16 protein-coding genes are annotated in these 20089 nt (G+C 73.8%); 11 read left to right on the forward strand and 5 right to left on the reverse strand.

What is annotated here, in order from left to right; translation table 11 throughout:
• Window position 1 precedes the first annotated feature (1 nt).
• Window positions 2–1006, forward strand: a complete 1005-nt coding sequence (gene hpnH, locus SM573_RS18505) for an adenosyl-hopene transferase HpnH (protein WP_474610254.1) — start codon at window positions 2–4, stop codon at window positions 1004–1006.
• Window positions 1007–1076: 70 nt separating this feature from the next.
• Here the strand turns inward: hpnH and SM573_RS18510 are convergent, their stop codons facing one another.
• Window positions 1077–1826 carry an SDR family NAD(P)-dependent oxidoreductase gene (locus tag SM573_RS18510; RefSeq protein ID WP_474609721.1) on the reverse strand — a complete coding sequence of 250 codons (750 nt, stop codon included), beginning with the start codon at window positions 1824–1826 and terminating at the stop codon, window positions 1077–1079.
• Window positions 1817–4522 carry a wax ester/triacylglycerol synthase domain-containing protein gene (locus tag SM573_RS18515; RefSeq protein ID WP_474609720.1) on the reverse strand — a complete coding sequence of 902 codons (2706 nt, stop codon included), beginning with the start codon at window positions 4520–4522 and terminating at the stop codon, window positions 1817–1819. The genes SM573_RS18510 and SM573_RS18515 overlap by 10 nt, the downstream gene beginning before the upstream one ends.
• Before the next feature lie 101 nt (window positions 4523–4623).
• On the opposite strand from SM573_RS18515, the gene SM573_RS18520 reads away from it, so the two are divergent.
• Complete coding sequence (locus SM573_RS18520) at window positions 4624–5493, forward strand: hypothetical protein (protein ID WP_474609719.1); 870 nt, start codon at window positions 4624–4626, stop codon at window positions 5491–5493.
• A 349-nt stretch (window positions 5494–5842) separates the two neighbouring features.
• A complete protein-coding gene (locus SM573_RS18525) occupies window positions 5843–6691 on the forward strand; it encodes a DMT family transporter (RefSeq protein ID WP_474609718.1) in 849 nt (282 codons plus the stop codon).
• Between the two features lie 56 nt (window positions 6692–6747).
• Here SM573_RS18525 and SM573_RS18530 read toward each other — a convergent pair whose 3' ends face one another.
• On the reverse strand, window positions 6748–7452 hold the full coding sequence (locus tag SM573_RS18530) for a carbonic anhydrase (RefSeq protein WP_474609717.1): 705 nt from the start codon (window positions 7450–7452) through the stop codon (window positions 6748–6750).
• Window positions 7453–7725: 273 nt separating this feature from the next.
• On the opposite strand from SM573_RS18530, the gene SM573_RS18535 reads away from it, so the two are divergent.
• Complete coding sequence (locus SM573_RS18535; RefSeq protein ID WP_474609716.1) at window positions 7726–8250, forward strand: molybdenum cofactor biosysynthesis protein; 525 nt, start codon at window positions 7726–7728, stop codon at window positions 8248–8250.
• Here the strand turns inward: SM573_RS18535 and SM573_RS18540 are convergent.
• The gene (locus SM573_RS18540; protein WP_474616679.1) at window positions 8238–9566 is read right to left on the reverse strand and encodes a glycosyl hydrolase family 18 protein; all 1329 of its coding nucleotides are present in this window, start codon (window positions 9564–9566) and stop codon (window positions 8238–8240) included. The genes SM573_RS18535 and SM573_RS18540 overlap by 13 nt on opposite strands.
• Before the next feature lie 152 nt (window positions 9567–9718).
• On the opposite strand from SM573_RS18540, the gene SM573_RS18545 reads away from it, so the two are divergent.
• Both SM573_RS18545 and SM573_RS18550 read left to right on the forward strand, forming a co-directional pair.
• Window positions 9719–10021: a GNAT family N-acetyltransferase gene (locus SM573_RS18545; RefSeq protein WP_474616680.1), complete on the forward strand. Its 303-nt coding sequence runs from the start codon at window positions 9719–9721 to the stop codon at window positions 10019–10021.
• Window positions 10022–10032: 11 nt separating this feature from the next.
• Window positions 10033–10806 (forward strand): nucleotidyltransferase domain-containing protein, encoded by a 774-nt coding sequence (locus tag SM573_RS18550; RefSeq protein WP_474616681.1) that lies wholly within the window; start codon window positions 10033–10035, stop codon window positions 10804–10806.
• Between the two features lie 58 nt (window positions 10807–10864).
• Here the strand turns inward: SM573_RS18550 and SM573_RS18555 are convergent, their stop codons facing one another.
• Window positions 10865–13273: a beta-galactosidase gene (locus SM573_RS18555; protein WP_474616682.1), complete on the reverse strand. Its 2409-nt coding sequence runs from the start codon at window positions 13271–13273 to the stop codon at window positions 10865–10867.
• Window positions 13274–13391: 118 nt separating this feature from the next.
• Between SM573_RS18555 and SM573_RS18560 the strand changes: the two genes are divergently transcribed.
• The 5 genes from SM573_RS18560 to SM573_RS18580 all read left to right on the forward strand — a co-directional run bounded on the left by SM573_RS18560 (window position 13392) and on the right by SM573_RS18580 (window position 19994).
• Window positions 13392–14423, forward strand: coding sequence for a LacI family DNA-binding transcriptional regulator (locus SM573_RS18560; protein WP_474609711.1), 1032 nt, complete (start codon window positions 13392–13394; stop codon window positions 14421–14423).
• Window positions 14420–16093: an ABC transporter substrate-binding protein gene (locus SM573_RS18565; protein WP_474616683.1), complete on the forward strand. Its 1674-nt coding sequence runs from the start codon at window positions 14420–14422 to the stop codon at window positions 16091–16093. The genes SM573_RS18560 and SM573_RS18565 overlap by 4 nt, the downstream gene beginning before the upstream one ends.
• A 62-nt stretch (window positions 16094–16155) precedes the next feature.
• A complete protein-coding gene (locus tag SM573_RS18570) occupies window positions 16156–17151 on the forward strand; it encodes an ABC transporter permease (protein ID WP_474609709.1) in 996 nt (331 codons plus the stop codon).
• Between the two features lie 31 nt (window positions 17152–17182).
• Window positions 17183–18112, forward strand: coding sequence for an ABC transporter permease (locus SM573_RS18575; RefSeq protein WP_474609708.1), 930 nt, complete (start codon window positions 17183–17185; stop codon window positions 18110–18112).
• 1 nt (window position 18113) lies between these two features.
• Complete coding sequence (locus SM573_RS18580) at window positions 18114–19994, forward strand: ABC transporter ATP-binding protein (protein ID WP_474616684.1); 1881 nt, start codon at window positions 18114–18116, stop codon at window positions 19992–19994.
• Window positions 19995–20089: the final 95 nt, after the last annotated feature.

The following is a 20089-nucleotide window of genomic DNA, read 5'->3' on the forward strand; positions in this document are numbered from 1 at the left end:
TATGCCGTTGCGTCAGAGCCTACGTATCGCGCGATACCTGGCCGGACAGAAGATACGCCGGCGCAAGCATTTCCCGCTCCTGCTGGAGCTGGAGCCGCTGTTCGCCTGCAACCTGAAGTGCGCGGGCTGCGGCAAGATCCAGCAGCCGGCGAGCCTGTTGAAGCGCCGGATGCCGGTGGAGCAGGCGCTCGCCGCGGTGGAGGAGTGCGGCGCGCCGATGATCTCCATCGCGGGCGGGGAGCCGCTCATGCACCCGGAGATCGACAAGCTGGTCGCCGAGCTGGTGCGGCGCAAGAAGTTCGTCTTCCTCTGCACCAACGCCCTGCTGCTGCCCAAGAAGATCGACAAGTTCACGCCGTCGCCGTACTTCGCCTTCACCGTCCACATCGACGGGTTGCGGGAGCGGCACGACGCGGCGGTGTGCAAGGAGGGCGTGTTCGACGCCGCGGTGGAGGCCGTACGCGAGGCGAAGCGGCGAGGCTTCCGGGTCACCACCAACACCACGTTCTTCAACACCGACACCCCGCAGACCGTCATCGAGGTGCTCGACTACCTCAACGACGACCTGAAGGTCGACGAGATGATGCTCTCCCCGGCGTACGCCTACGAGAAGGCGCCCGACCAGGAGCACTTCCTCGGCGTCACGGAGACCCGGGAGCTGTTCCGCAAGGCGTTCTCCGGCGGCCGTCGGGCCCGCTGGCGGCTCAACCACTCCCCGCTGTTCCTGGACTTCCTGGAGGGCAAGGTCGACTTCGGGTGCACGGCGTGGGCCATCCCGTCGTACTCCCTGCTGGGCTGGCAGCGGCCCTGCTACCTGATGAACGACGGCTACACGCAGACCTACCGGGAACTGGTGGAGACGACCGACTGGGACAGCTACGGCCGGGGCCGCGACGCGCGCTGCGCCAACTGCATGGCGCACTGCGGCTACGAGCCGACCGCCGTGCTGGCCACCATGTCCTCGCTGCGCGAGTCGTTGCGCGCCATGCGCTCCTCGGCGGTCTGAGCCGCCGACCGCCCGCGCCCACGGGGCCGTCCGCGTGAGCGCGCCGTGGACGGCCCGGCCGCTCGGCGACTCAACCGAAGCGGCCCGCGAGCCGGCGGTACACCGCCGGCAGCAGCCCGCGTACCGCCACCGGGAGGCGTAGCCAGCCGGGCACGTAGACCTCGGCCCGGTCCCGGACGATCGCGTCGGCCAGGGCGTCGGCGACCCGGTCCGGCGGCACCGGTCGGGGCCGGCGCCGCCGGTACGGCTGGCCCCGGCGGCTGAAGAACGGGGTGTCCACGACCCCGGGCACCAGGGTGCTCACCGCGACCCTCCGCGACGCCAGCTCCAGGCGCAGGCTCTGCGCGAACGTGTCCAGACCGGCCTTGGTGGCCGCGTACACGGCCTCCCCGTTCACGCCCAGCCGCCCGGCGATCGAGCCCACGAAGACCAGGTGGCCACCCCGGTGACACATCCCGGGCAGCAGCGCCCGGGTCAGCTCGATGGGCGCGCGCAGGTTCACCGCGAGCAGTTCGTCGGCGAGAGAGTCCGCCATCCCGGGAAACGGGCCGGCCCAGCCCACGCCGGCGTTGTTGACCAGCACGTCCACCCGCGTGTGGCGGGCCAGGGCCCGCTCGGCGAGTTCCCGCCCGGCGTGCGGCCGGCTCAGGTCGGTCACGAGCGTGGTGGCGCCGGTCTCCGCGGCGAGGCGCTCCAGCCGCGCCGGGTCGCGGCCGGCCGCGACGACCTGACTGCCGGCGCTCGCCAACCGCCGTACCACCGCCGCGCCGATCCCCGACGACGCGCCGGTCACCAGCACCACCGCGCCGGTCAGGCGCACCGCGGCACCCCGGGCGGGATCGCGCCCGGCACCGTCCGGTCGGGCTCGTCGACCGCCACCGTGCCGGCCGCGGCGTGTCCCGGGCCGGTGTCACGGTGCAGGGCCTCGGTCGTCGCGTCACCGACCTGCTCGGACCCACTTCCGTCCGCACCGGCGGGCGCGGTCACGGCGTCGACCGTCACCCGACCTTCCGCGCCGCTGTCACCTGGGGGGCCGTCCGCCTCGGCGAGGAGGTCGGCCAGGCCGATCCGCAACGCCGTGACCGTGGCCGCACCGATGTCGGCCAGCGCCGCGTTGAGGATCACCCCGATCTCGAAGCTGGGGCCCCGGCGCAGGACCGCGACGCCGAGGTGCACACCGTCGGCGAGGGCGACGACCGGTGCCGCGGCCCGCATCGGCGCGCCGACGAGCAGCCGGGGCGGGAAGGTCGCCGGCATGTAGGAGACGACCACGTTGAGCCGGCGGCTGGTGTAGAAGCGCCGGGCCAGCGCCGCGTGCACCGGCGCCGGCAGGCTGCCCATCGCGCGCATCACGAGGTTTGCCGCCTCGGCCTCGCCGCTGCGCAGCGCCGCGCGCAGCGCGCGGCGTACCTCGGCGACCCGCTCCCGGGGCGGCAGGGGACCCAGGGGGAGGTCGAGCGTCACGGCTCCGGTCCAGTTGCCCTGGGTGGGGGCGCGTCGCCGGGCGTCGCGGGAGACCGCGAACATCACCCGCAGCCGGGGCGGCACCGGGGCCGGGTGCGCGGCGCCCAGGGCGCCGGCGGTCAACGCCAGCATGAGCTCGCTCGGGTGTGCCTGGCAGGCGCGGGCCGCGCGCAGGACGTCGGACGCCGGCAGGCTCGCGGTGACGAGCCGCCGCCGCGGCGAGTCGATCCGCTGGTTGAGTGCGGTGCGGGGCGCGGTCCCCTGCGTGGCCAGGCGGGCCAGACCCCGCACGGTCCGGCCGACCCGGCGCGCCGCGTCGCGCATCCCGGTGACGGGGGCCGGCTCCGGCCGGGCCGGCCCTGACCGCGGCGGTCCGGGCGGGTCCCCCCGCCCGGACCGGGTCGACGGGTCGTCCGCCGGCGCGTCGAGCAGGCGGCGCACGACGGCGATCGCGGAGATCCCGTCGCCGAGGCTGTGGTGCAGCTTCACCGCCACCCGCGTCCGGCCCCCGGGCAGGCCGCCGACCAGCAGCATCCGCCAGAGCGGCCGGTCCGTGGGCAGCGGCTCGGACCAGAACCGGTCGACCGCGGCGCCACCGTCGTCGCCGGGGCCCACCTGGACCTCGTCGAGGTGGGCGGCCGGGTCCACGGTCCGGTCGATCACCCAGCCGGGACGCCGCCACGGGCCCCGGTCCACCAGGCGGCGGCGGAGCGTGGTGATCGCCGGGAGACGCCGGGCGAGCAGCGCGGCCAGCTCCGCCCGGGTCAGCGGACGGCCGTCCGGGTGCGGACCGAGCTCCATGACGGTGCCGATCTGCTGGGCCTCCGTGGGTGTCTGCACATGACGGAAGAAGGCGTCCTGCGGCCGGAGCGGCCAGCTGGGCCGCCGCCCGCGCCCGCTGGTGTCCCGCCCGGCGGCGTCCCGGGACCGGGCCGCGGCGACGGCCGGCAGACCGAGGCCCGGCAGCTGCCCGTCGGGCGGGACCTCGACCGGCTCGGCCGGCAGGTGGAGCCGCGTGCGGACTCCCGCGACGAGTGTCTGCGGGGTGTGGGCCGTCTCGGCGAGGCCGGCCGCCGCCATGAGCGCCGCGTTGGCCGCGCCGTGCGCGGCGATGGGCCGGTACATGACGATCGGCGTGCCGGTGGCCAGCGCCTCCAGCGCCGTGGCCCCGCCCGCGTTGGTGACCAGCAGCCGGGCCGCTTGCAGCAGGGTGGGCATGTCGTCGACCCAGCCCCGCACGAGCAGCCGCCCCGGTGGGACGTCGAGGGCCGCCAGCCGGGCCGCCAGCCGCTCGTTGCGCCCGCACACGGCCACCACCTGGATCGGGTCGCCGATGCCGACCAGCGCCTGGATCGCCTCCTCGACCGCGCCGAAGCCGTACGAGCCGCACGCCACCACGACCGCCGCCCGGTCCGGGTCGAGGTCGCAGCGCCGGGCGGCCTCCCTCCGGTCGCCCGGCCGGAACGAGTCGAGCACCGGCGGGGCGCACACGCCCAGCGGCACGCCCGGCGCGGCGACGGCCGCCACCGGCAGGGCGGCCGGGTGCACCACCACGTTGAGGTCCAGGTCGGGATAGACCCAGAACGGGTGCGGCGCGAAGTCCGATACCCACGCGCCGACCGGCACGCCGAGCCCGCGGTGCCGTCGCAGCCACGCCAGGCCGGCGCTGCCCAGGGGGTAGGTGGAGACGATCAGGTCCGGGTCGAACGCCTCGATGACCGGGGCGAGCCGGCGTCCCGCCCACGAGCCGGTGAACCACTTGGCGGTGGAGGCGAACCACCGGTGCCGCCACAGCGCGGCCCAGAAGAACTCGTACAGCCAGGGTGTCATCCCGACATTCGTCACGTAGGTGCGCCGGAAGCCACGGCCCACCCCGGGGCCCATGACCTCGAGCGTGTCCACCCAGCCCACCCGGCTGCCCGGCCACAGCGCGTGGACGCGCTCCTCCAGCGCCCGCCCGGTGGCGTCGTGCCCGCCGCCGATGTCGGCCGAGACCACGAGGACCCGCCGGGCCACCGGCTCGGCCGCCTCCGGTCCGCCGGGCGCGCTCATCGCTCACCCGTCCCGTCCGGCGTGCGATACCTGCCCGAAGACGGGTATGCGCAGGTGCCTTCGCCGGCCGGGTCCGGCGCCGTCGACACCGGGATCGGGACATGCTTTTGGGCTTCGTGCTGGCGATCGGCGCCGCGCTGTGCAGTGCCACCGCCGCGATCGTGCAGTCGATCGGGGCCCGCCGGCTGTCGGCCACCCCGCACGTCGATCCACGACTGCTGTTGCGGCTCGTGCGCAACGGCCCGTACGCGACCGGCCTGGTGCTCGACGGGGCGTCCTCCCTGCTCACCTTCACCGCCCTGCGGACGCTGCCGCTCTTCGCGGTGCAGGCGGTGGGTGCGGCGAACCTCGGCATGGTGGCGATCATCGCCATGGTCGTGCTCAAGATCCGGCTGAGCGCGCGCGACTGGACGGCGATCGTCGGGGTCATCGCCGGTCTGGTGCTCCTGGTGCTGTCCGCGGTGGCCGGGCCACCGGAGAAGATGTCCGACAGCGTCGGCTGGTATCTGCTCGGCGCGGTGGCCGCGGTGGCCGTCGGGGCGTACTTCGGCAGTCCGGCCATGTGCGGCCCGGCCGTGCCGGGTCTGCTCGCGGGCCTGTCGTTCGGCTCCGCCGCGCTCGGCGCGCGGCTGCTCGGCCGCGTGGAGAGCGTCGGCGACGTGGTGGGCAACCCGGCGACGTACGCCGTGTTGCTGGCCGGCCTCACCGGTGTGCTGCTCTACGCCACCGCGCTGCAGCGCGGCTCGGTGACGGTCGCCTCCGCGTCGTCCATCGTCGGGCAGACGCTGGCCCCGGCGGCGACCGGCTGGCTGCTGCTCGGCGACCGGGTGCGCCCCGGCTTCACGCCGGTGGCGATCCTGGGCTTCCTGCTCGCCGTCAGCGGCGCGGTCGCGCTCGCCCGGCACGCCCAGCCGGAGGCCCGGCCGGGGGCCCGGCCGGAGGACTGCGGGCCGGAGCCAGGCGGTCGCTGACATGGCGGTGCTCCCTGGCGGTACGCGGCGGAGGGGCGCCGACAGCCGCCCCTTCGGAACAATCATCAGCTTAATCACCATTTGCATACTCTTACGGTGATTGCCGGACTGCCCGGAATGGCAGCGGCGTCGGGGCCGGGGGACGGCCGCCCCTGGTGCTCGTTTATCGCCGGTCGGGCCGGGAACCCGCGCGGCGCTGCCAGGCGCGACGGCGGACGCCGAGGGTGGGTTGCCGGCGGGACCGGGAACTCCGGCGGCGGTGTCGGGACGCGGACGACCACGGTAGGGAGAAACACTTGACCGGGCCGGTTGGCGTGCGGTGAACGGGACGACAGAGATGGTGGCGGGCGTGCCCATCGCCCTGGCCGCCGCCGCGGCGTTCGGCGCCTCGGGCGTGTTGCAGTTCCGCGCCGGGAAGCAGGTGCCGGAGGAGCCGGCCGGCCGGCCCACGCTCCTGGTCCACCTGGTGGGCATCCCCAGTTGGCGTTGGTCGGTGGTGCTCGCGGTGCTGGCGTTCGCGCTCCAGGTGGCGGCGCTCAGCCTGATCCCGCTCATCCTGGTGCAACCGCTGCTGGTGACCGGGCTGGTGTGGTACGTGCTGCTCTTCGCGGCGTTCATGCACGACCGCCCCGACCGCACGATCCTGCTCGAGTCGACCCTGTGCCTCTTCGGCCTCGCCGCCTTCCTCGTGATCGCCCAGCCGGGCCGGGGGGAGGGGCGAGGGCTGGAGTCGGTCTGGTCGGCCGTCCTGCTCGGTGTCTCCGTGGTGGTCGCGATAGGGCTCTGCCTGCTCGCGGCGCTGCGGCTCGACCGGCGCTGGCGCCCGATCCCGCTGGCCCTCGCGGCGGGGGTCTGTTACGGGGTGACCGCCGGCCTCATCAGCAGCCTGGCGTTCCACCTCCAGGAGAGCCCGTGGGAGATCTTCACGCAGTGGCAGGCGTACGCGGTCGCGGTGCTCGGCCCGTTCGGGGTGCTGCTCAGCCAGAACGCGTACCAGGCCGGGCCGCTGGGCGCGCCGGCGCTGGCCGCGATCACGGTCACCGACCCGCTGGTGGCGGTGCTGGTCGGCCTGATCTGGCTGGACGAGTCGATCCGGGGTGGGCCGCTGCCGGCGCTGGGCGAGGCGCTCTCGCTCGTGGTGGTGATCCTGGCGGTCGTCATGCTGGCCCGGCGCGCGCCGCACGTGAAGGGCGGGTAGCGGGCCGGGCACCGGGCCGGAGACCGTCCGGCGGCCTCCGGCTCCGGTCGCCGGGATCAGGCCACCAGGTCGACCCGGCCGTTGTCGAGGTCGTACCGGGCGCCGACCACCTTCACGGCCCCGGCGTGGACCTTCTCGGCCACGATCTCGCTGCGGTCGAGCAGGCCCCGGACCTGCGCCCGGACGTTGGCCCGGACGGCGTTCTCCACCGGGTCGCCGGGCTCGTCGAGGACGGGCTCGACCACGGGCCGGAGGCTGTCGACGATCGTGCCGATGTGGCCCGGCGCGGACCCGCCGGTGCGGATCGCGTCGATGGTGGCGGTGATCGCGCCGCACCGTTCGTGGCCGAGCACGACGATCAGCGGGCTGCCGAACTCCTCCACCGCGAACTCGACGCTGCCCAGCAGCAGGTCGTCGACGATGTTCCCGGCCACCCGGTTGTCGAACAGGTCGCCCAGGCCCTGGTCGAAGAGCACCTCCGGGGCCACCCGGGAGTCGGCGCAGCCGATCGTGACGGCGAAGGGGTGCTGGCCGGCCGCCAGGCGGTGCAGGTCCGCGAGGCCCTGGTGGGGATGCCGCGCGTGGCCGGTGACGAACCGGTGGTTGCCGCGCAGCAGGCGGCGCAGGGCCTCGGCGGGTGAGGCCGGGGCGGGTTCGGTGGGCGCGGCGGTGGCCGGGGCGGCGCCGGTGACCGCACCGAGTGCGACGGCGGCGCCGCCGGCGGCCAGCAGCGACCGGCGGGACAGGGGTGGACGTGTCATGATGATCTCCCGTGGTGAGGTTCGCCCATTCCTACCACCGCGCCGTCCACTGTGGTCGGCCGTGGTGACGGCCGGCGCCTGTCGTGGTTCCGACGCGGGCCGTCCGCCGGCCCGCTACCGTCGGCGGATGGGGCGGATGCGAGAGGTCCACGAGCGACCGGTGGCGCTCGTCCACCGATCGGAGCCGGACGGGGAGCGGTCGAGCCGGCGGCGCGGGGTTCCGCCGGTGCGGGAGCCGCGCGACACGGGGACCGTCCGCCGGGGGCGGGCGTCGTGACGGGCGCTGTCGGGCCGGCGGGTCGGCCCGCGCCGCGGATCGTGCAGCTGCTGGCCTCGCCCGTGCACCGCTACGTGGGCCGGCCGGCCGACGGCCCCGCGCCCGCGCCCGAGGGCGAGCTGGTCGAGGAGATCCGGCTCCGGGCCGGGCTGGGCATCGTGGGGGACCGGTACTTCGGCCGGCCCGCCCACCGGGAGGCGAGCGTCACCCTCATCGCGCAGGAGTCCCTGCCGGCCGGCGCCGACCTGCGGCAGGTGCGCCGCAACGTGCTCACCGCCGGCATCGCCGTGGACGAGCTGGTCGGCGCGGTGCTGGTGCTCGACACCGGCGCGGGCCCGGTGCGGCTGCGGGTCAACCGGCCCGCGAACCCCTGCGCGTGGATGGACGTGGCGATCGGCCCCGGCGCGTGGAAGGCGCTGCGCCGTCGGGGCGGCGTGCGGTGCACGCCGCTCACCGACGGCGTCCTGCGGGTCGGTCCGGCCGACGTGACTGTCGAACGGCCGCCGGATCAACGGCCCTGAAGCGCCCGGACGTTGTCGCCGAACGTCCAGCCCTTGCTGCCGTCCCAGTTCAGCGACCAGGTCATGAGCCCTTTCAGCCCGCCGTTGTAGGTGTTCCAGGCCTGGGCCACCGAGGCCGGCGGCAGGTGACCGCCGCCCGCGCCGGGCTGGGCCGGCAGGCCGGGGACCTGCTTGTCGTACGGGACACGGATGGTGGTGCCCTGCACGACGAGCCCGGCGTTGAGGCAGTCGGTCTGCTTGGTGAAGCCCTGCACGGTCCCGGCCGGGTAGGAGTCACCCGCGCAGCCGTACATGCTGCCGTTGTAGTACTGCATGTTCAGCCACCAGAGCCGGCCGTTGTCCACGTACCGCTTGATGATCGGCAGGTAGGCTCCCCAGATCGACCCGTAGACGACGCTGCCTCCGGTCACGTACGCGGTCTCCGGCGCCATGGTGAGGCCGAAGTTCGCGGGCATCTGGGCGAGCACCCCGTCGATGATGCGGATCAGGTTCGCCTGCGAGGTGGAGAGCTGGTTGATGTTCCCGCTGCCGGTGAGGCCGGTCTCGATGTCGATGTCGATGCCGTCGAAGTTGTAGCGCTTGAGGATCGGCACGATCGTGGCGACGAACCGGTCGGCGACGGCGGTGGAGCTGAGGTCGATGCCGGCGGTCGCGCCGCCGATCGACATCAGGATGGTCAGCCCGGCGGCCTTGGCCTGACACATCTCGGCCGGCGTCGCGACCTTCACGGTCGCGTCCATGCCGTCCTCCCAGAGCACCGTGCCGTCGGCACGGATCACCGGGAACGCCGCGTTGACCACGTTGTAGCCGTGGGCGGGGATGCGCGCGTCCGTGATCGGGATCCAGCCCAACGGCGGGTGGACGCCGTTCGACGCGCCGTCCCAGTTCTCCCAGTAGCCCTGGAGCACCTTCCCGGTGGGCTTCGACTTGACCGGGCAGGTGGTCGAGCCCGGCGGCACGGTCGGCGTCGGCGTGGGGGTCGGGGTGGGCGTGGGGGTCGGCGTCGGGGTGGGCGTGGCGGTCGGGGGCGGTGACCCGTCGCACGGGCCGAGATCGGTCCAGAGCGCCGGGGTGACGGCCGGGTTCCAGCCGGCTCCCGGCGGTGGCGTGTGGGTCACGAGGGCCTGGTACGTCCGGCTCGTCCAGGTGACCCGGCTGCCCGCCGGGTAGCTGACGCCCTCCGCCCACTGCGGGGCCGTGCAGGCCGCCGCGGCGGTCGTGGTGGTGGCGAAGCCGTTGGTGGCGGGTGCCGCCGCGAGCGCGGCGACCAGCACCGCGCCGGCCAGCAGCGCGTACGTCCTGCGTGACGGTCGCATGACATGCCTCCTCGTCGAATTGACGGGAGGCTATCAGTTAACTTTGTTAAGTGTAAATCGGTCGGCGGGGCGGTGCCCGACCGGATGTGGGGGAGGACCCCCTCGCCCGCCCACTTGGACCGCCGGCGCCGAGGGCCTGCGACACTCTCGGCATGCAGTTCACCGTGAACGACGTGCCCGAGCGGGAGCGCTTCGAGGCGCGGGACGAGACCGGCGCCCTCGCCGGCATCGTGACCTACCAGCTGACCGGCGCCATCATCGCGTACACCCACACCGAGGTCGATCCGGCCTTCGAGGGGCATGGGGTCGGCTCGACGCTGGCGCGCGCCGTGATGGACGACGCGCGGGCGAAGGGGCGCACGGTGGTGCCGATCTGCCCGTTCCTCGCCGAGTGGCTGGGCAAGCACCGCGAGTACGAGGACATCGTGGTGCGCTCCACCCGTCGCGTGAAGTAGTGCCGGCCGGCATGGACGCGGACGTTCGACGCTATCTCGCCGACCTGGTGGCCATCGCCCGCGCGGTGCTCGGCGACAACCTGGTCGGCGCGTACGCCGCCGGCTCGGTCGGGCTCGACGCCTACCAGCCCGGGCGCAGCGACGTCGACGTGGCGCTGGTCTGCGTCGACCCGCTGCCGGAGGAGGCCAAGCGGGCCCTGGTCGCGGGCCTGCGGCACGAGGCGCTGCCCTGCCCGGCCCGTGGGCTGGAGCTGGTCGCGTACCGTCGCGCCGTCGCCGCCTCCGGCACGGCGGAGCCCGGCTTCGAGGTGGAGCTGAACACCGGCGCGCGGATGCCCTTTCGCGCCACCTACGCGCCCGCGGACCGGCCGGTCGCGGACGGGCACTTCTGGTACGCGCTGGACCGCAGCATCCTGCACCAGGGCGGGCGGGCGCTGCTCGGCCCGCCGGCACCGCAGGTGTTCGCCGACGTCAGCCCGGACGACCTGCGCCGCCTGCTGATCGACGCGCTCGGCTGGTGGCTCACCCTGCCGACCCCGGCCGGCGACGAGCCGGCGGCCGGCGCCGAGGACGCGGTGCTCGGCGCCTGCCGCTCGCTGGCCCGGTTCCGACACGGCCGGTGGCTGGCCAAGACCGCGGCTGGGCAGCGACTGCTCGACGACGGCGACGCGGCGGCGCCGGTGATCGAGCGGGCCATCGCCGCGCGTCGGGGTGGCCCGCCGCCGAGCGGCCCGCAGGCGCGTGCCTTCCAGCGGCGGGTCCTCGACGAGATCCGCACCGGCTGAGAACGCCGGCGCGGACCCCTGGTGGGGTGCCGGGCCCCGCTCGCGCCGCCGCCCCCGGTCAGCCCACGGTGATTCGGACCGGGTCGTCGGCCGGTGCGCCGGGCAGTCGCACGCTGACTCGGCCGTCGGCCGCGTGCACCGTGCCGTGGCTCGTGGTGACCGGCCGGTCGGTGGCCAGCACCACCTCGTCGTCGCCCTGGGTGGGGCGCAGCAGCACCGTGTCCCCGTCGCGGCCGACCAGCTCGCAGGTCGTCTCGACGAGCGTCGCGTCGCCGACGCGGACCCCGTACGGCAGGATCATCCCGGTGCGCGCGGGCACCCGCAGGCGACGGCCGTCCAGCAGCGGCGCGCCGTGCCACCCCAGCGCGACGGTGACCGTCGAGGGCGCCACGTTGACCAGGTGCAGCAGCCGCTGCCCGGCCCGGTCCACGGTGGAGGTGAGCACCAGGCCGGGCCCGTCGGCGTCGGGGGAGAGCCGCGGCCGGGCACCGAGCCGCTCCGCCGCCGCCCGCCAGAACGCCAGGTCGCAGGGGACGTCGGCGGCGACCACCAGGGCTCGCCCGGCGCCGACGGCCACCTCCACGGCGCAGGGTTCGCCCGAGGCGACCTCGGTGAGCACGGTCTCGGCCGTCGCGCCGGCGAGCCGCTGCGCGTACCCGACCCGGGCCTCCGCGGGGCCCGCCGCCCAGCCGTGGCCGACCACCGACGGGAAGCACTGCGGGCCGTCGTCGACGCGGCCCGTGACGGTCAACCCCAGCGCGTCGGCGAGGATCGTGCACGGGCTGCCGTCGTGGTCGCGCTCCGGGAGCACGCCGTGCAGCAGCAGCCGGCCGCCGCCGCGCAGGTGGTCCACGAGGCGCTGCTGCACCGTACGGCCGAGGGTGGCGGGGCTGGCGAGCGCGATGACCGGCGGCGTACCCGCCGGCAGGGGAGACTGGAGGTCCACGGCGGGGAACGAGTAGCCGGCGAGCAGCAGCGCCCGGGCCAGCACGTCGCGCGGGCCCATGCCACGGAAGCGTTCCAGGTCGGCGACCTGCGCGGCGCGCGACGCGGACGCCGGGTGGTGGTACTCGGTCAGGTAGTGGTCGGGCACGAAGCCGAGCGCCAGGCCGTCGTTCTCCTCGTCGGAGTCGGCGAGCAGGTCGGCGACCCCGCGTACCGCGTGCAGCGCGCGCCGGGCCGCGGCGAACGTCGGGTTGAGCCGTCCCTCCGGGTCGACCGGCGCCGCGAACCCGTGCCGCTCCCCGGTGAACGCGATCCGGTCGTTGCCGTCGCCCACCGGTCGCGCCAGCGGAGGGTTGTAGCCACCGGCGAAGAGGTAGAGGTTGAGCAGCCGGTTGCCCTGCGCCACGCAGAGCCGGGCCTTCAGCTCGATCGCCTCCGGGGGGTAGAGGGTGGAGAGGTCCTGGCCGTAGTCGCCGTTACCGGCCTCGAACTCCAGCGACGTCGGCGGCTGGTGGGCGTCGTGCGCGGCGGCCAGGAAGGCGTTGCCGACGTACAGGTCGGCGACGTTGGTGACCGTCAGGTCGCCGAGGTAGTAGTCGGAGCCGGAGGTGAGCTGCGGCTGCCCCCGGTAGGCCTCGAAGAGCTGGCTGATCCCGATGGGGAAGGTGCGACCGCGCCCGCCCCCGGTGCCGTGCACGTTGATCAGGAACGGCACGCCGGTGACGCCGTGCCGCTCGGCGGACTCGCGCAGGGTGACGACGTAGCGCCGGTACCGGTCGCGCATGTAGCGGCCCAGGTCGTCGTGGAGCGTGAGCGACCGCTGCTCCGCCGGGGTCCGCACCGCCGCCGCCCAGGCGACCGGGTCGCCGGGGTCGGCGCCGACCCGCTCGGCCGCGCCGTCCTTGCCGTAGCGGTCGACGGCCCAGCGCCGGAGGTCCTCGCAGACGACGTCGGTGAGGTCGGGGGAGTTGGTCACCCAGGAGAGCATCCCGATCTCGTTGTCGAGCTGGACGGCGACGACCGGGCCGCCCCGGTCGGCCAGCCGCTCGGCGATCACCGGCATCACCTCGGCGTACCACCCGTCGGCGGCGGCCAGGAACTCCGGGGCCAGGTAGTCGATGGTGCGGGTGGGCACGGCCCGGCCGTCCCAGGTGGTCGGCAGCAGGTGCGGGTGCTCGTCGTACACCCGGTAGGGGATGCCCTCGTTCTTGATCTCGGCCATGATGAACGGCCCGGGGCGGACCACCGCGTACAGGCCGCGCTCGTGGGCCAGGTCGAGGAAGCCGGCCAGGTCCCGCTGCTCGTGCGTACGCCCCGTGAGGTCGACGCCGCCGTCGGGCAGCTCGTGCCAGAGCCAGGGCACGTACGTCGCCACGGTGTCGCCACCGCACTCACGGAGCCGGTCGAGCCGGTCGGCCCACACCGCCCTCGGTAACCGGAAGTAGTGGACCTCCCCGGCCAGGAGCAGGCGGGGGCGACCGTCGATGACGATCCTGCGGTCGTGGAGAAGAACTCGCGGCATGCGGTCTGACTCTTCCTCTCGACGGATCTTCAGGCGGCCCTCTTGTGCTCCGGCGGGCGCCTGCTTATGGTGCCTGAAACCGGTTTCTGTTAACCGCACGTTACGGATCGAGGGGGCCATGGGCAATAGTCGGGTCACGGTTCGGGAGATCGCCCGGCTGGCCGGAGTCTCCGTCGCCACGGTGTCCCGGGTCTCCAACGGCACTGGTCAGGTGTCGGAGGAGATGCGTCGACGCGTCCTCGACGCGATCGAGAGGTACGGCTACCGGCCGGACCACCTCGGCCGCGCGCTCGCCGCCCGCCGGCACGGGGCGCTCGGCCTGGTCTTCCCCGGTCTGTCCGGCCCCTACTTCACCGAGCTGATCCAGGGCTTCGAGTCGGAGGCCGTGCCGGCCCGGGCCAGCGTCCACATCCTCTGCACGCACCTGCGCGAGGACTCCGACGACCAGGTGCTGGAGATGGCCCGTCGGGTGGACGGCATCGCGGTCATCGGCGGCACCATCTCCGACCCGGCGCTGCTGCGGCTCGCCGAGATGGTGCCGGTCGTCGTGCTCGCCGGCCGCGGCCCCCAGGCGGTGCCCTCGGTCAGCGTCGACAACGCCCCCGCCATGGCCCGGTTGACCCGGCACCTCCTGGTCGACCACGGCCTGCGGGACCTCGCCTTCGTCGGCAACCCGGACGGGTCGCCGGACATCAGCGAGCGGTGGACCGGCTTCCGGGACGCGTACCGGGAGTTCGATCTCACCCCGCCCACCGAACCGGTCCGGGTCGCCATGCAGCAACCCGACGGGGTGCTGGCCGCCGAGCGCCTGCTCGGTGGCGGCGCCGCCCCGCAGGCGGTGGTCTGCGCCAACGACGAACTGGCCCTCGGCGTGCTCGTGGAGGCCCTCGGCCGGGGCCTGCGCGTGCCGGAGGACCTCGTCATCACCGGCTTCGATGACGCCCCGATGGCCGCGCTCGTCTCGCCGCCGCTCACCACGGTGCGGCAGCCCGTCCGGGAACTGGCCGCCGAGGCCGCCCGGCTGATCCTCGACGCCGTCGACGCCCCCGGCGCGGCGGCGCCCGACAGCATCGTCCTCCCCACCGAGTTCGTCGTGCGCCGCAGCTGCGGCTGCCCGGCGGAATCCCCCACTGGAGGTACCCGCAAGTGAAACGATCACGACTCGCCCGGATCGCGGCGGTCGCGGCGGCCGCCACCCTGGCCGTCAGCGGCTGCACCGGCACCGAGCAGCAGTCCGGCCCCGGCACCGACGGCCGCATCGCATACCTCGACTACGGCGACTTCGGCGGCGGCAGCAATCCGCAGGCCAACTACAACCCCTACCTCGACGCCAGCCGCCTCGGCGCCACCGAGTACGTCTTCGAGCAACTGATCGCGTACGACAACTACGGGTGCCAGGCCAAGCCGTGGCTGGCCACCGAGTGGAGCTGGAGCGACCCGCGGACCCTCGTGTGGAAGCTGCGCGAGGGCGTGAAGTGGAACGACGGCAAGCCGTTCGGCGCCGACGACGTGGCCTTCACGTTCGACATGCTCAAGCAGCACAAGGCCCTCGACACGAAGGGCATCTGGCGCTACCTCAGCGCCGTCGAGGCGACCGACCCGCAGACCGTGACGATGCGGTTCACCCAGCCCGGCGCGGCCGCGTTCACCCTGTTCAGCGAGATCAAGATCGTGCCGAAGCACGTCTGGTCCACCGTCGGTGACCCGGTGACCTTCCCCAACGCCGACAAGCCCGTGGGCACCGGGCCGTTCACCGTCAAGGCGTTCAACCCCCAGCAGCTGACGCTCGGCCGCAACGCCGACTACTGGCAGGCCGACAAGGTCATGGTGAACGAGCTGCGCTTCCACAAGGCCGACGGCGGCGGGCAGATCGACCAGCTCAAGCTCAGCCGCGGCGAGTACGACACCAACGCCATGTTCGTGCCGGACATCAAGAAGGCGTACGTCGACCGGGACCCGGAGCACAACAAGTACTGGTACCCCTCCGGCGGCTCGATCAGCGTCTACATGAACCTCACCAAGGCGCCGTTCAACGACACCGCGTTCCGCAAGGCGCTGCTGCCCGCGTTCGACCGGCAGGAGATCGTCGACAAGGCGCAGCTCGGCTACGTCAAGCCGGCGAGCCAGACCGGTCTCGTCGTGCCGGGGCAGGCCGACTGGCTGCCCGACGACATCCCGAACCAGGGCGTCATCGCGTACGACGCGGCGAAGGCCGACGCCGACCTCACCGCCGCCGGCTACCCGAAGAACGCGGACGGCAAGCGGGTCGGCAAGGACGGCAAGCCGATCCAGTTCAGCTTCCGGGTGCCCGGCTCCTGGACGGACTGGGTGCAGGCCCAGCGGATCATCGTGGCGAACCTCAACGCCCTCGGCTTCACCGTCCGGGCCGAGACGCCCACCCCCGAGGCGTACGAGAACGACCGGGCGATCGGCAACTACGACATGCTGCTGGGCGTCCACGGCGGCAGCTGCAACATGTTCCGCAACTTCCAGGAGCCGCTGGCGAGTGACCAGTCCGCGCCGGTCGGCAAGAAGGCGGTCAGCAACTTCGTCCGCTGGAACGACAGCCGCACCGACCAGCTGATCGACACGCTGCGCACGGCCACCGACGAGGGCGCCCAGAAGGCCGCGGTCGCGGACCTGACCAAGGTCATGATGGAGCAGGTGCCGATGATCCCGCTCTGGTACGGCGCCAAGTGGTTCCAGTACCGCACCGCGAAGGCGGTCGGCTGGCCCAGCGAGGACAACCCGTACGCGGCGCCGAGCGACAACCTGCTCATCATCACCAGCCTGAAGCCCGCCGGGGCCGACGCCAAGTAGCCGACGGCCGGCCGGCGCCCCCTCCGGCGCCGGCCGGCCCGTGGCGAGAAGGGACGGCTACCGTGGCCTACTTCGTCAGACGCTTCGTCTTCTTCGTCGGCACGCTGTGGGCGGCCGTCACGCTGAACTTCCTGATCCCCCGGCTGCAGCCCGGCGACCCGGCCGAGGCCATCGTGTCCCGCCTGGCCGGGCAGAGCGAGAGCATCGACCCGGCCCAGGTGCAGGCCATCCGCGTCATGCTGGGCACGCCCGACGGCAACCTGTTCGACCAGTACGTGCAGTACCTGGGCGCGGTGCTGCACGGCGACTTCGGCATCTCCTACACCTACTTCCCGTACAGCGTGACCCACATGATCGGCCAGGCGTTGCCGTGGACGGTGATCCTGGTCGGGGTCACCCAGATCATCTCGTTCGTCGTCGGCACGCTGCTCGGCACCTGGGCGGCGTACCGCCGCAACAGCCGGGTCGACTCGGTCATCACCCTCGGCTCGACGTTCCTCGGCACCCTGCCGTTCTTCTGGCTCGCCCTGCTGCTGGTCTACGTCTTCGCCATCACCCTGCGCTGGTTCCCCGAACGGGGCGGCTACGGCGGCGGCAGCTCGCCGGGCTGGAGCTGGCTGTTCATCTCCGACGCCTTCCAGCACAGCGTGCTGCCCGCGGTGGCGCTGCTGATCACCGGCCCGATCGGCTGGATCATCGGCATGCGCAACAACATGGTGCAGAGCCTCGGCGAGGACCACACCCGGCTCGCCGTGGCCCGGGGGCTGCCCCGCCGTCGGGTCGCCATCACGTACGGGGCGCGCATCGCGATCCTGCCCAACGTCACGGGCTTCGCCATCGCGCTCGGCGGCATCCTCGGCGGCACGGTGCTGGTGGAGACGGTCTTCAACTACCCCGGCATGGGCCGGCTGCTGCTGGAGTCGGTGTCCAGCCGGGACTACCCGCTGATGCAGGCCATCTTCCTGTTCACCACGATCGGCGTGCTCGTGGCGAACTTCCTGGCCGACCTGCTCTACGGGTTCCTCGACCCCCGCGTGCGAAAGGTGGAGTCGGTATGAGAGGCCGCCATGACGAGCGGGGTGAGCGCCCGTGAGCACCCCCGCCCCCGCCGTACCCGCGCCGGGCGCGGACACCGAGGCCGTCCAGGCCACCGCCACCCTGGCGGCACGGACCACCCGGCTGCCGGGCTGGTTCGTCATCCTCTGGCGCAACCGCAAGTGCCGCGTCGGCCTGCTGATGCTCGCCGCGTTCATCCTGGTCGCGGTCTTCGCCCCGCTGATCGCCCCGTACGACCCGCGCGACGACGCGTTCCCCACGTCCCTCGGCCCCACCGGCGGCCACTGGCTGGGCACCACGGCCCAGGGCGAGGACGTCTTCTCCCAACTGGTCGTCGGCGCCCGCACCTCGCTGGTCGTCGGCCTCGCCGCCGGCCTGCTCTCCACCGTGATCGGCCTGGTCATCGGCCTCACCGCCGGCTTCGTGGGCGGCTGGGTCGACGAGGCGCTGTCGTTCCTCATCAACCTGGGGCTCGTCGTGCCGGCGCTGCCGCTCATGGTGACCCTCGCGGCGTACGCACCGGTCCGCGGGCTGTGGCTGATCATCATCGTGATCAGCGTGACCGGCTGGGCGTACGGCGCCCGGATCAAGCGATCCCAGATCATCACGCTGCGGACCCGCGACTACATCACCGCCGCCCGGTTCGCCGGTGACGGCACCGCCCGGATCATCGCCCGGGAGATCGTGCCGAACATGACCTCGCTGATCGTCGTCGGCTTCATGGGCGCGGCGCTCGGCGCCATCGGCGGCGAGGCGGGCCTGGCGTTCCTCGGCCTCGGCGACCCGCTGACCGTCAGCTGGGGCACCATGCTCAACCAGGCCAGCCTCGGTGGCGCCATGCTCACCGGGCAGTGGGCCTGGCTCATCGCGCCCGGCCTCGCGCTGTCGCTGCTGATCACCTCCTTCACGCTGATCAACTTCGGCATCGACGCGCTGAGCAACCCCCACCTGCGGGAGGACTGACATGGCTCTGCTCGAGGTGGACAACCTCTCCGTCACCTACACGCCCCGCGACCAGCCGGCGAACCGGGCCGTGCACGACGTCTCCTTCCGCATCGACGAGGGCGAGTTCGTGGGTCTGCTCGGCGAGTCCGGCTGCGGCAAGTCGACGCTCGGCAACGCCGTGCTCCGCCTGCTCTCACCACCGGCGCGGATCACCGGCGGCCGGGTCACCTTCGACGGCGTCGACCTCACCGCCGCCGACGAGGAGACACTGCGCGAGCTGCGCTGGGTGGACCTGTCCACCGTGTTCCAGAGCAGCATGAACTCGCTCAACCCGGTGATCCGGGTGCACGCCCAGTTCGCCGACACCTTCGCCGCGCACAAGGTGCCCGGCGACGTCACCGAGCGCGCCACCGAGCTGCTCGACCTGGTCGCCCTCGACCGGCGGGTGCTGCGGGCGTACCCGCACGAGCTGTCCGGCGGCATGAAACAACGGGTGGCGCTCGCGCTCGCCCTCGCCCTGCGCCCCAGGCTGGTGCTGCTCGACGAGCCGACCACCGGCCTCGACGTGGTGGTGCAGCGCGGCATCCTCACCCGCCTGGCCGAGCTGCGCCGCGAACTGGGGTTCGCCGTGCTGTTCATCAGCCACGACCTCGGCACCGTGCTGGAGATGGCCGACCGCGTCATGGTGATGTACGGCGGCGAGATCGTCGAGGACCGCCCCGCCGCCGCCATGCTCCGCGAGCCCCGCCACCCGTACACCCGGGGCCTGCTCGGCTCGTACGCCGACCCGCGCCTGCCCGACGTACGGGTCAGCTACATCCCGGGCCGGCCGCCGGACCTCTCCCGCCCGCACACCGGCTGCCTGTTCACGCCCCGCTGCCCGCACGCCGAGGACGCCTGCCGCATCACCCACCCGGAGCTGCTCGCCGACCGCGACGGTCTGGTCCGCTGTCTCGTGGCCCAGGAGGGCCGGCTGCCGGCCGTGACCCTCGGCTCCGCCGAGGCCGCCGCGACCCTGGGCAGCCACTTCCCGGCCGCCGGGAGCCTCGACCGCCCCGCCGACGCGGCGGACGCCGCGCCCGTGCTCACCGTGACGGAGGTGAGCAAGCGCTACACGACCCGACGTGGCCTGCGGACCAGCACCGTCGACGCGGTCCGCGACGTCTCCTTCGCGCTGCGACCCGGCACGGTCACCGCCCTGGTGGGGCAGAGCGGCAGCGGGAAGTCCACCCTCGCGCGGATCGTCACCGGGGTGGAGCGCCCGAGCGCCGGTGAGGTCCGCTTCACCGGCGCCTCCGGCGCCGACCTCCGGGTGGACCGGCTCCGCGGCCGGGCCCTGCGCGGCTACCGCCGCCACGTGCAGATGGTCTTCCAGGACCCGTTCAGCGCGCTCAACCCGACCCGCACCGTCGCGTACGCCCTGTCCCGCCCGCTGGCGAACTTCGCCGGCCTGCGCGGGGAGGCGGCCCGCGAACGCGCGGCCGCCCTGCTGGAGAGCGTCGGCCTGTCGCCGGCCGCGCAGTTCCTCGACAAGCTGCCGCACCAGCTCTCGGGCGGGCAGCGGCAGCGGGTGGTGACCGCCCGGGCCCTCGCCCCCGACCCGCAGGTGCTGATCGCCGACGAGCCGATCTCCATGCTGGACGTGTCGATCCGCGCCGAGATCCTGGAACTGCTCGGCGACCTGGTCCGCGACCGCCGGCTGGCGATGCTCTACATCACCCACGACCTGCTGAGCGCCCGGCTGCTCGCCGACGAGGTGCTGGTGCTCAACCAGGGGGCGCTGGTCGAGCGCGGCCCGACGCGGGAGGTGATCGGCGCCGCCCGGGACGAGTACACCCGGCTGCTGCTCGACTCCATTCCGAACCCGTTCGCCGGGGCCACCGGCCTCCCGAAGGCCTGAGCGGCGGCAGACCAGGCGGGCGGGGGCCGACGCCGAGCCGACGGGCGCCGGCGAGGAACCGGCGCGGGACCGGCCCACCCCGACGAGACCGGGGT

Source organism: Micromonospora xinjiangensis (genome assembly GCF_056150165.1).